This window comes from Kitasatospora sp. NPDC059571, assembly GCF_042735675.1.
Taxonomy (GTDB): Bacteria; Actinomycetota; Actinomycetes; order Streptomycetales; family Streptomycetaceae; genus Kitasatospora.
Genome location: NZ_JBHWBW010000078.1, coordinates 1 through 12,602 on the forward strand (window position 1 = coordinate 1; position 12,602 = coordinate 12,602).

Below are 12,602 nucleotides of genomic sequence, written 5' to 3' on the forward strand. Positions count from 1 at the left end.
GCTCCTGGGGCCCGCGGGGCGGGGGCGCCTCGCACGCGGTGTACCCCGGGGGGGGCGGGTAGCTCGGGAGCACCCGGCCGCCCCGGGGAGTTCCGCTCCCTGAGCGGGGGCGGGTCAGGCGAGGCTGTCGTCGATGAAGGCGAACAGCTCCTCGTCGGAGGCGGCGCCGAGGGCATCGACGTCGGTGAGGTCGACGGCGGTGCCCTCGCCCGCGGTGGTGGGTGACGGGGTGTCGGCCCAGTGGGCGGCCAGCGCCTGCAGGCGCATCTGCACCCGGGCGCGGGTGACGCCGTCGGGGGCGGCCGCCGCCATCGCGGCCTCCAGCCGGTCGATCCCGGCCAGCACGTCGTCGCCCGCGCCGCTGCCGTCCGGGGCAAGTTCCCGGCAGATGTGCGCGGCGAGCGCGGCCGGGGTCGGCCGGTCGTAGACCACCGAGGCCGGCAGGACCAGGCCGGTGGCCTCGGCGAGGCGGTTGCGCATGTTCACCGCCGTCAGCGAGTCCAGCCCGAGGTCGCGGAACGCCTGACCGGGGTCGACCTCCTCCGGGCCGGGGTAGCCGAGCACGGCGGCCACCTCGGCGCGCACCAGGGCCAGCACGGCGCCCGCCCGCTCGGCCTCCGGGAGCAGCGCCAGCCGGGACGCGGGCGCGGGGCCCTCCCCGGCCGGCTCCTGCTCCGGTGCCTCGGCCCGGGGTGCGCGCCGGGCGTCCTGCTGCCGGAACCAGGCGGCCAGCGCGGGCAGCGCCGCACCGAACGGCTGCTCGCCGTCGACCCCGACCAGGGCTGCCACCGCCGACAGGTCCTCCTGCTCGACGGCGGCCCAGAACGCGGCGTCCACGCCCGTGCCGCCCGTGCCGTCCTCCGGTGCGGCCTCCGGCCAGTAGCGGCGGCGCTGGAAGGGGTAGGTGGGCAGCTCGACGCGGTGGGCGCCCGTCCCCGCGAAGTACGCCGGCCAGTCCACGGACGCACCGCGCACCTGGACCGCACCGAGCGCGGCGGCCAGCGCCCGTGCCTCGGGCCGGTCGGCCCGCAGCACGGGGACGAACGCGGCCTCGGCGTCCACGGCGTCCGGGCCCAGCGCCGCGAGGACGGCGTCCGGCCCGAGCTCCACGAAGGTGCGCACCCCCTCGGCGGCCAGCGTGCCGACGGCGTCGGCGAAGCGGACGGCCTCCCGGACGTGGCGCACCCAGTGGTCGGCGGCGCAGATCTCCGCCGCCTCGGCCGTCCGACCGGTGAGCGTGGAGACGATCGGGATCCGCGGCGCCCGGTAGGTCAGGCTCTCCGCAACCTTGCGGAAGTCCGCCAGCATGCCGTCCATCAGCGGCGAGTGGAAGGCGTGGCTGACGGTCAGCCGCTTCGTCCGCCGGCCCTGCGCCGTCCAGTCCGCGGCGGCCTCCAGCACCGCCTGCTCCTCCCCGGAGAGCACCACCGAACGGGGTCCGTTGACGGCGGCGATGCCCACCTCGTGCTCGCGCCCGATCAGCAGCGGCAGCACCTCGCCCTCGGCGGCCTCGACGGCCACCATCGCGCCGCCGGCCGGCAGCGCCTGCATCAGCCGGCCGCGGGCCGCTACCAGCCTCGCCGCGTCGGGCAGCGAGAGCACCCCGGCGACGTGCGCGGCGGCGATCTCGCCGATCGAGTGCCCGGCCAGCAGGTCGGGGCGCAGCCCCCACGACTCCAGCAGGCGGAACAGCGCCACCTCCAGCGCGAAGATCGCGGGCTGCGCGTACGCCGTCCCGTCGATCAGCGCCGGGTCGGCGATCGCCGCGCGCAGCGGGCGGTCCAGCAGCGGGTCCAGTTCCGCGGCGACCGCGTCGAAGGCCTCCCGGTACGCGGGGTACGCCGCGTACAGCTCCTCGCCCATGCCGGCCCGCTGACTGCCCTGGCCGGTGAAGAGGAAGGCGATCCGGCCCTCGGTGACCGTGCCGCGGACGAGACCCGCTTCGGCGGTGCCCTCGGCGAGGGCGTCCAGGCCGCGCAGCAGTTCGGCGCGGTCGGCGGCGACCACCACGGCCCGGCGGTCCAGCGCCGCCCGGCCGGTGGCGAGCGAGTAGGCGAGGTGGTGCTGCGCCTCCGTGCCGTCCGGGCCGGTGAGGTGGTCGCGCAGTCGGGCGGCGCCGGCGCGCAGCGCGGCGTCGTTCTTGCCGGAGAGCAGCCACGGCAGCGGCCCGGCCGCGGCGGTGGGCTCCGCCGGGGGGGGCTCCTCGGCGGGAGCCTGCTCCAGGACGGCGTGCGCGTTGGTGCCGCTGATGCCGAAGGACGAGACCGCGGCGCGGCGCGGGCGCCCGGTCTCCGGCCAGGGCCGGTTCTCCGTCAGCAGCTCGACGGCGCCCGCCGTCCAGTCGACGTGCGGTGACGGCTCGTCGACATGCAGGGTGCGCGGCAGTACGCCGTGCTGCATCGCGAGCACCATCTTGATCACCCCGGCGACGCCGGCGGCGGCCTGGGTGTGGCCGATGTTGGACTTCACCGAGCCGAGGTAGGCGGGCCGCTCGGCGGGGCGGCCCTTGCCGTAGGCGGCGAGCAGGGCCTGTGCCTCGATCGGGTCGCCGAGGGTGGTGCCGGTGCCGTGGCCCTCGATGGCGTCGATCTGGTCGGGCGTCAGCCGGGCGGCGGCCAGCGCCTGCTGGATGACCCGTCGCTGGGAGGGCCCGTTGGGGGCGGTCAGGCCGTTGGAGGCGCCGTCCTGGTTGACCGCACTGCCCGGGACGAGGGCGAGCACCCGGTGCCCGTTGCGGCGGGCGTCGGAGAGCCGCTCGACCAGCAGCAGGCCGACTCCCTCGGCCATGTTGGTGCCGTCCGCCGCACCGGCGAAGGACTTGCACCGGCCGTCGGCGGCGAGGCCCCGCTGGCGGCTGAACTCGATGAGGGTGCCGGGGTTCGGCATGACGGTGATGCCGCCGGCGACGGCGAGCGTGCACTCGCCGGCCCGCAGCGCCTGCGCGGCCAGGTGCAGGGCGACCAGCGAGGAGGAGCAGGCGGTGTCGACGGTGACCGCCGGGCCCTCCAGGCCGAAGGCGTAGGAGAGCCGGCCGGACATCACGCTGGCGGTGTTGCCGGTGCCGAGGTGGCCCTCGAAGCTCTCCGCGGCCCGCATCAGCACCGGTGCGTAGTCCTGGCCGTTGGTGCCGACGAAGACGCCGGTGCGGGTGCCGGCGAGGGAGTACGGGTCGATCCCGGCCCGTTCGAACACCTCCCAGGTGGTCTCCAGCAGCAGCCGCTGCTGCGGGTCCATGGCGAGCGCCTCGCGCGGCGAGATGCCGAACAGTGCCGCGTCGAAGCTCCCGGCGTCGGCCAGGAACCCGCCCTCGCGGGTGTAGGCGGTGCCCTCCGCGTCGGGGTCGGGGCTGTACAGGGCGTCGAGGTCCCAGCCGCGGTCCGCGGGGAAGCCGGCGACCGCGTCGCCGCCCGCGGACACCAGCCGCCACAGGTCCTCGGGCGAGTCGACGCCGCCCGGGAAGCGGCAGCTCATCCCGACGATCGCGATCGGCTCGCGGGCCTGCTCGTCGAGGTCGCGCAGCTTGGCGTGGGCCTCGTCGAGGTCCTTCAGGACGCGCTTGAGGTAGTCGCGGAGCTTGTCTTCATTGGCCATCGGGGAGTTGCCCATTCGGTTCGTCGGGGTGCGGGCCGCGGACTGTCCGCCGGGCCCGGCAGGGGTCGGAGTGGTGCACGGGCGCTCAGCCCCGGCCGAACTTCCGGTCGATGTACTCGAAGATCTCGTCGTCGGTCGCGTCGTCGATGACCGCCGCACCGCCCTCGCCGCCGGCAGCGCCGCCGCCGTCCGCCGCCCCCGCGTCGTTCCAGGCGGTGAGCAGGCCCTGCAGGCGGGCGGCGATCCGGTCGTGCGCCGCACCGTCGGGGGCGAGGACGGACACCTCGTCCGCCGCCAGCGCGGCCAGGGCGGTCTCCAGCCGTTCCAGCTCCGCGAGCAGTTGCGGGGCGGGCGGTGCGGGGGCGATCTCCTCGCGCAGGTGCCCGGCGAGCAGTGCGGGCGTCGGATAGTCGAAGACCAGCGTCGCGGAGAGCCGCAGGCCCACCGCGGCGCCGAGGCGGTTGCGCAGTTCGACGGCGGTCAGCGAGTCGAAGCCGAGTTCGCGGAACGCCTGGCCGGCGCCGATCAGTTCGGCCGAGGAGTAGCCGAGCACGGCCGCGACGTGGCTGCGCACCAGGTCGAGCAGCAGGCGCTCCTGCTCGGCCCGGTCCCGCCCGGCGAGCCGGGCGGCCAGGTCGGCGGCCGGATCCGCCGCAGCGGCGCCCGCGGAGTGCGCCGCGGTACGGCGCAGCGGTGGCCGGACCAGGCCGTGGAAGAGCGCCGGCAGGGCCCCGGGGGTGCCGGCGAGGGTGCGCAGCGCGCCGAGGTCCAGCCGGATCGGCAGCAGCACCGGCTCGTCCGGCACGGTCAGGGCGGTGTCGAGCAGGGCCAGGCCCTGTTCGGCGGTCAGCGGGAGGACGCCGCCGCGCGCCGACCTGGCGAGGTCGACCTCGGTCAGCCGCCCGGCCATGCCGCGCCGTTCGGCCCACATGCCCCAGACCAGGGAGTGCGCGGGCAGTCCGGCCGCCCGCCGGTGCCGGGCCAGCGCGTCGAGGAAGACGTTGGCCGCGCCGTAGTTGGCGAGGCCGGCGCCGCCGAGGGTGCCGGCGGCCGCGGAGAAGAGCACGAAGGCCGCCAGGTCCAGGTGGGCGGTGAGTTCGTGCAGGTGGACGGCGGCGTCCACCTTGGGGCGCAGCACCCGTTCGATCCGCTCGGGGGTGAGCGAGCCGATCACTCCGTCGTCGAGGACGGCGGCGGTGTGCACCACGGCGGTCAGCGGGTGCTCGGCCGGGACGGCGGCCAGGACGGCGGCCAGCGCCTCCCGGTCGGCGGTGTCGCAGGCGACCAGGTCGGCCTCGGCGCCGAGGTCGGCGAGGCTGCGCAGGAGGTCGTCCGCGCCGTCGGCGGCGGGGCCGCGGCGGCTGGTGAGCAGCAGTCGGCGCACGCCGTGCTCGGTGACCAGGTGCCGGGCGAGCAGGGCACCGAGTCCGCCGGTGGCACCGGTGATGAGCACGGTGCCGGCGGGGTCGAGCGGGCGGGCCGGGGCGGGTGCCCCGGCCGTCCCCGCCGCGGTGCGTTCGACCAGGGCCAGTCGGGGCACCAGGACGGTGCCGGCGCGCAGCGCGTACTCGTCCTCCCCGGTGGCCAGGACGGCGGGCAGCAGGTGCCGGGACGCGTCGTGGTCGTCGAGGTCGACCAGGACCAGCCGGTCGGTGCTCTCCGTCTGGGCGGCGCGGACCAGGCCCCAGACGGGCGCCTGGACGAGGTTGAGGTCGATTCCGTCGCCCGGTCCGGCGGCGACCGCGCCGCTGGTGAGCAGGACGAGGCGGGCGTCCGCGAGGGCGTCCTCGGCCAGCCAGTGCCGGACGAGCTCGAAGGTGCGCCGGGTGGTGGCATGGACGTCGCCGATCAGGCCGGTGCCGGTGGCCCCGGTCGGGCAGGCTGCCAGGACGGTGGCGGGCACCGGCCGTCCCGCGGCCACGGCGGCGAGCAGATCGGCCAGGTCGGGGTAGGTCTCGACGGGCAGCCCGGCGCGCTCCAGTGCCGCAGCGACCTTGAGGTCGTCCGGCCCGAGGAGGGCCCAGCCGCCGGGGGTGCCGCTCTCGGCGGCCGCCGGTGGCGGCACGGTCCAGTCGACCCGGTAGAGCGAGTCGTGGTGGCCCGCCGGTGCGGCCGGCCCGGCCGGAACGGCGCGCAGGGTCAGGGCCGCGACCGAGGCCACTGGTGCGCCGGTGCCGTCCGCGGCCGTGAGGGCCACGGTGTCCGGGCCGGTCGGGACGAGCCGCAGCCGCAGGGTGCCCGCCCCGGCCGCGTGCAGCGCGAAGCCGCTCCAGGCGAACGGCCGGAGTTCCGTCCCGCCGCCGTCCCCGTCGTCGTCCGCCGTGCCGGCCCGGTGGTGGGCGGCCGCGGCGAGTGCCTGCACGCCGGCGTCCAGCAGCGCCGGGTGCAGCCCGTACGCGGCGGCCTGCGGCTGCTGGGTGTCGGGCAGCGCGGCCTCGGCGTAGACCGCCTCGCCGTGCTGCCAGACCCTCAGCAGGCCCTGGAAGGCGGGACCGTAGGCCGGGCCGGCGTCGGCGAGCCGGTCGTAGTGGCCGTCCAGCGGCACCTCCACCGCGCCGGCCGGCGGCCAGGCCGCCGGGTCCAGCGGGTCGGTCGGCGCCACCGCGCCGGGGGCCAGCGTGCCGCTCGCGTGCCGGGTCCACGGCTGTCCGGTGTCGTCGTCCTCGGGCCGCGCGTACACGGTGAGCGGGCGCCGGCCGGCCGGGTCGGGCGCGCCGACGGCGAGTTGCAGCCGGACCGCCCCGACGGGCGGCAGGGTCAGCGGCGTCAGCAGGGTGAGTTCCTCGACCAGGGCGCAGCCGACCTGGTCGCCGGCGCGGACGGCCAGTTCGGCGAAGGCGGTCGCGCCGAGCAGCGCGGTGCCGCCGACGGCGTGGTCGGCGAGCCAGGGGTGGGTGCGCAGCGAGAGCCGGCCGGTGAGCAGGTGGCCGTCGGAGTCGGGGAGTTCCACGGCCGCGCCCAGCAGCGGGTGCCCGGCGGCGCCGAGCCCGGCGGCGGCCACGTCGGCGGGTGCCGCGTCGGCGGGCTCCACCCAGTAGCGCTCCCGCTGGAAGGCGTAGGTGGGCAGCTGGACGTACGGACTGCGGCCGTCGCGGTCGCGGTCACCGAGGAACGCCGACCAGTCCACGGGGAGGCCGCGGGTGTGGACCGCGGCGAGGGAGGCGAGCACCCGGTCCGGGCCGCCGTCCCGGCGGCGCAGGGTGCCGACGGCGACCGCGTCGGCGGCGGCCTCCTCGATGTTCTCCTGGATCGCGGTGGTCAGCACCGGGTGGGCGCTGATCTCGACGAAGGTGTCGACGCCGTCGGCGAGCAGGGCGGCGACCGCCTCCGCGAAGCGCACCGGTTGCCGGAGGTTGCGGTACCAGTACGCGGCATCCAGGTCGGAGCCGTCCGTGGGCGCGCAGTCGACGGTGGAGAACAGCGGCACCGTCCCGGCCCGCGGGCGGACGTCCGCCAGCACGGCCAGCACGTCCTCGCGGATCGCCTCGGCCTGCGCGGAGTGCGAGGCGAAGTGCGGGGAGACCAGGCGGGCGCGGAGGCCCTGCTCGGCGCAGGAGTCCAGCAGTTCCGTCAGGGCGGCCGTCTCGCCGCAGACCAGGACGGACGCGGGCCCGTTGACCGCCCCGACCGAGAGCCGGTCCGCCCAGGGGGCGAGGCGCTCCTGCACCTCGGCGACCGGCAGCGCCACGGACGCCATGCCGCCGCGGCCGGCCATCCCGTCGGCGATCGCGCGGCCGCGCAGCGCCACCGCACGGGCGCCGTCCTGCAGGGTCAGCGCACCCGACACGGTCGCGGCGGCCAGCTCGCCCTGCGAGTGGCCGAGGACGACGGCCGGCTCGACGCCCGCCGCCCGCCACACCTCGGCGAGCGACACCATCACCGCCCAGAGCGCCGGCTGCACCAGGTCCATCCGGTCCGTCCAGTCGTCGCCCGCGGCGCCGCGCACCACGTCCAGCAGGGACCAGTCGGCGGTGAACGGTGCCAGCGCGGCCGCGCACTCGGCCATCCGGGCCGCGAACACCGGGGAGGACTCCAGCAGTTCCACCGCCATGGCGGGCCAGGCCGAGCCCTGCCCGGGGAAGACGAAGGCCACCTTGGGCGGGCGGCCCGCGGCGCCGTGGACCAGCCCGGCGGCCGGTCGGCCCTCGGCCAGCGCGGCCAGGCCGTGCACCGCCGAGGCACGGTCACCCGCGACCAGCACCGCACGGTGGTCGAAGCGGGTGCGGGTCACCGCAAGCGCGCGGCCGACCTCCGCCAGCGGCAGCTCGGGCTGCTGGGCCAGGAACGCGCCGAGCCTCGCCGCCTGCGCCCGCAGGGCCGGCTCGGTGCGGCCGGAGAGCACCAGCGGCACCGGAGCGCCGGCGGTGTCCGCCGCACTCCGCACCGGCCCCCCTGCGGGCGGCTGCTCCAGCACGGTGTGCGCGTTGGTCCCGCTCATGCCGAAGGAGGAGACCGCCGCCCGGCGGGCACGGCCGGTCTCCGGCCACGGCCGGTTCTCCGTCAGCAGTTCGACGGCGCCCGCCGACCAGTCGACGTGCGGCGACGGCGCGTCGACGTGCAGGGTGCGCGGCAGTACGCCGTGCTCCATCGCCAGCACCATCTTGATGACGCCGGCGACACCGGCCGCGGCCTGGGTGTGCCCGATGTTGGACTTGATCGAACCCAGCCAGAGGGGCTCCGCCCCGGTGCGCTCCCGGCCGTAGGTGGCGAGCAGCGCCTGCGCCTCGATCGGGTCGCCGAGGCGGGTTCCGGTGCCGTGCGCCTCGACGGCGTCCACCTGGTCGCCCGTCAGCCCGGCGGCGGCCAGCGCCTGGCGGATCACCCGCTGCTGCGCGGGCCCGTTCGGCGCGGTGAGGCCGTTGGAGGCGCCGTCCTGGTTGACGGCGGAGCCGCGGACCACCGCCAGTACCCGGTGGCCGTTGCGCTGCGCGTCGGAGAGCCGCTCGACCAGCAGCAGGCCGACTCCCTCGCCCCAGCCGGTGCCGTCCGCGCCCGCGGCGAACGCCTTGCAGCGCCCGTCCTCGGCGAGGCCGCCCTGCCGGCTGAACGACACGAACGCACCCGGCGAGGACATCACCGTCACACCGCCCGCGAGGGCGAGCGAGCACTCGCCGTTGCGCAGCGCCTGGACGGCCCAGTGCAGGGCCACCAGCGAGGAGGAGCAGGCCGTGTCGACGGTGACCGCCGGACCCTCCAGACCGAAGGTGTAGGCGAGCCGGCCGGAGACCACGCTGGCCGCGTTGCCGGTGCCGAGGAACCCGCCGATCTCGTCGGAGGCCTCGATGGCCAGCTGGAGGTAGTCCTGGCCGTTGGTGCCGACGAAGACGCCGGTACGGCTGCCGCGCAGCGCCTCCGGATCGATGCCGGCCCGTTCGAACGCCTCCCAGGCGGTCTCCAGCAGCAGCCGCTGCTGCGGGTCCATGGCGAGCGCCTCACGCGGCGAGATCCCGAAGAACGTCGGGTCGAACTCGCCCGCCTCGTAGAGGAATCCGCCCTCACGGGTGGCCGAGGAGTGCGCCTCGTCGCCGCCCTGCAGGGTCTCCAGGTCCCAGCCGCGGTCGGTGGGGAAGCCGCCGATCGCGTCACCGCCGGTGGACAGCAGCCGCCAGAGCGCCTCCGGGGTGTCGACCCCGCCCGGGAACCGGCAGCTCATCGCGACGATGGCGATCGGGTCGTCCGCGGTGGGCACGGCAGCGGCCATCTGCTCCACGGCAGCCGCACCGAGGAGTTCGTCGCGGAGGTACTCGGCCAGGCCGCGGACCGACGGGTAGTCGAAGACGACCGTCGCCGGCAGTGACAGCCCGGTCGCGGCACCCAGCAGGTTGCGGAACTCCACGGCGGTCAGCGAGTCGAAGCCCAGCTCGCGGAAGGCCTTCCCGACCTCCACGGCCGCCGGGTTCGGATGGCCGAGGACGGCGGCCACGTGCCCGCGCACCACATCGAGCAGGACGGCGTCACGCTCGGCCCCGGACAGCCCGGCGAGGCGCTCGGCCAGCGCGGCGGAGGGACCGGCCGCGGCGTGCGCCGCACGGTCCAGGGCCTCGCGGGCCTCGGGCAGAGCATCGAGGAGCCGGCTGGGCCGGGCCGCGGTGAACCCGGGCGCGAACAGCTCCCAGTCGACGTCGGCGGCAACCACCGCCGGGGCGTCGTCGCCCCGGGCGAGCTCCCGCCGGAGGAAGGACAGGCCGAGCTCCGGCGCCATGGCCGGCATCCCGCCGCGGCGCAGGCGCTCGGTGAGCCGGTCGTCGGTCGCCATGCCCGCCTCGGCCCACGGACCCCAGGCGATCGAGGTCGCCGGGAGCCCGTCGGCCCGCCGCTGCTCGGCAAGCGCATCCAGGTAGGCGTTGGCCGCGGCATAGTTGCCCTGACCGGCACTGCCGATCGTCCCGGCCGTCGAGGAGAACAGCACAAACGCCGACAGATCGTGACCAGCGGTCAACTCATGGAGGTTGCGCGCAGCGTCCACCTTCGGCCGGGCCACCGACGCCAACCGCTCCGCCGTCAGTGCGTCGACGACGCCGTCGTCCAGGACGCCGGCCGTGTGGAACACCGCGGACAGCTCGTGCCCCGCCAGCAACTCCGCCAGTGCCTCACGGTCGGCAACATCACACGCCGCCACCGTCACGACCGCACCGAGAGCGGTCAGCTCATCACGCAACTCCGCCGCACCGGGGGCATCCGGACCACGGCGACTGGTCAGCACCAGATGCCCGGCACCGCTACGGGCCAGCCACCGCGACACCTCCGCGCCCAGCGCACCCGTCCCGCCGGTCACCAGCACCGTCCCCGACGGCGACCAACTCGCCCCCTCACCACGCGGCGCACGCACCAGACGACGACCGAAGACCCCGGACCCACGAACCGCGACCTGATCCTCACCACCACCGGCCAGCACACCCGCCAACCGGTCGAAATCCCGCCCGTCCGCCTCCACGGGCAGATCCACCAGACCACCCCACCGCTCCGGATGCTCCAACGCCACCACCCGGCCCAGACCCCACACCTGCGCCTGCCCGGGATCAGCCAGCCGCTCCCCCGCACCCACCGACACGGCACCACGGGTCACACACCACAGCGGCGCAGCAACACCGGCATCACCCAACGCCTGAACGAGAGCCAACACCCCGCCCGGCGCGACAGCCGGAACCACCAGGCCCGCCACCGACACACCATCGGCCACCACCGACCGCAACTCACCCGCCAGGACAGCACGATCAGCCGAACCGGCCTCGAAGAACCGCACCTCCGCACCACGACCGGCCAACACCCCGGCCAACTCCCCGGCCCCGGCCGCCACCAGCCACACACCCGACAACCCAACCGCCGACTCCACCACCGGCCGCCACTCCACCCGATAGCGCCAACCGTCCACCACCGACGCCTCACGACTACGCCGCCGCCACGCCGAGAGCTTGGGCAGGAGGGCACTCAGTTGGTCGCCGTCCTCGATCTCGAGGGCCGCCGCCAGGGTGGCGGTGTCCTCTCGTTCGACGGCCTGCCAGAAGTGCGCGGCGGCCGGGTCCTCGGCACCTGCGGCGCCGGGCTGCGGAGCGGCGGACTCCAGCCAGTACCAGGCATGTTGGAAGGCATACGTGGGCAGGTCCACCCGGCGGACGCCGTACCCGGCGAAGACGGCCGGCCAGTCGACCTGTCCGCCGCGGACATGGGTCAGGCCCAGCGCAATCGCCACCGTCGTCGCCTCCGGTCGGCCCCCCCGGGGCAGCGGGCCGCAAGCGGGCCCGGCCGCGGGCGCGAGGGCCCGCGCCGCGCGCCGCCCCGCCCGCCCCCCCCCCACACGCCTGGGGCCCGGACGGGAAGCACGACCGGCGATGTCAGCCGGGACCCCGGTTGCACCGTTGGGCTCCTCGATCTCGAATCCGGGCCGGTGACGGCGACGCCGCCGCAAGCCGTTCCGGGCGACGGTGATCCGCGACCCAACTCGCAAGGGGCGGCCGCGACCGCGCTTCGAGCGCATCCGTGACGCAGTCCTGGTGACTACCGGAGGCGGGATGATCCACATGGCCGCCGGCGCGCGGGCTCGACGGCGCTCGCATCGTGTGGTCTGCGGAGGCGGCACGGCCAGGGTTGGCTCAGGACCTGGTCGGGACCTGCTCGCGGCCACGCACCCACGGCCTTCCCACGGGCCGCGAACCGGCCCCGGGCTCGGAGTCACCAGGCCATCGGCGGGCACAGGATCCCTGGCCGTGGGCCGCCCTGCTCACGGCAGGGGGGTGCCGCCGGTGGCGTTGATGATCTCGGCGGTGATGTAGCTCGCTTCCTGCGAGGCGAGGAAGACGTAGGCGGGTGCCATCTCGGCCGGCTGGGCGGGACGGCCCAGCGGTGACTGCTTGCCGAACTGGGCGACCCTGTCCGGGGCCATGGTGGCGGGGATGAGCGGTGTCCATACGGGGCCCGGGGCGACCGCGTTGACCCGGATGCCGTCCGGGGCCAGCTGTTGGGCGAGTCCCTGGGTGAAGGTGATGATGCCGCCCTTGGTGGTCGCGTAGTCCAGCAGGTGCGGGCTTGGCTTGTAGCCCTGGACGGATGCGGTGTTGATGATCGACGACCCGGGACACAGGTGCGGCAGCGACGCCCGACACAGCCAGAACATCGCGTAGAGGTTGGTCTTCATCACGCGGTCGAACTGGTCGGTGCTGATGGCGGCGAGACCGTCGGGCTGGGACATCTGGTAGGCGGCGTTGTTGACCAGGACGTCCAAGCCGCCGAGTTCGCCGGAGCACTGGGCCACCAGGTCCGCGCAGAACTGCTCCTGGCGCACGTCGCCGGCCACCGCCAGGGCTCGTCGCCCGGCGCTCTCGATCAGTCGGCTGGTCTCCTGGGCGTCCTTCTCCTCGTCGGGGAGGTGGCAGAACGCCACGTCGGCGCCTTCGCGGGGGGGGGGGCGGGCGGCCGGGGCGCCGGCCGCGAGATCCCCGCCCCGCGCGGGCTTCGGGGGGCCGCCGCGGGGCGCGGGGGGGGCGGCCACGGCCCGCTGGTGGCTGCGCAGCGCG

3 protein-coding genes are annotated in these 12,602 nt (G+C 76.2%); all 3 read right to left on the minus strand.

The features are described 5' to 3' along the window. Positions 1-114: 114 nt before the first annotated feature. Positions 115-3,591, minus strand: coding sequence for a type I polyketide synthase (locus ACFV0G_RS12140; protein WP_380545565.1), 3,477 nt, complete (start codon positions 3,589-3,591; stop codon positions 115-117). A gap of 85 nt (positions 3,592-3,676) precedes the next feature. Continuing rightward, positions 3,677-11,281, minus strand: coding sequence for an SDR family NAD(P)-dependent oxidoreductase (locus tag ACFV0G_RS12145; protein WP_380545567.1), 7,605 nt, complete (start codon positions 11,279-11,281; stop codon positions 3,677-3,679). A 528-nt stretch (positions 11,282-11,809) separates the two neighbouring features. Further along, complete coding sequence (locus ACFV0G_RS12150) at positions 11,810-12,577, minus strand: SDR family oxidoreductase (RefSeq protein WP_380545585.1); 768 nt, start codon at positions 12,575-12,577, stop codon at positions 11,810-11,812. Positions 12,578-12,602 lie beyond the last annotated feature (25 nt).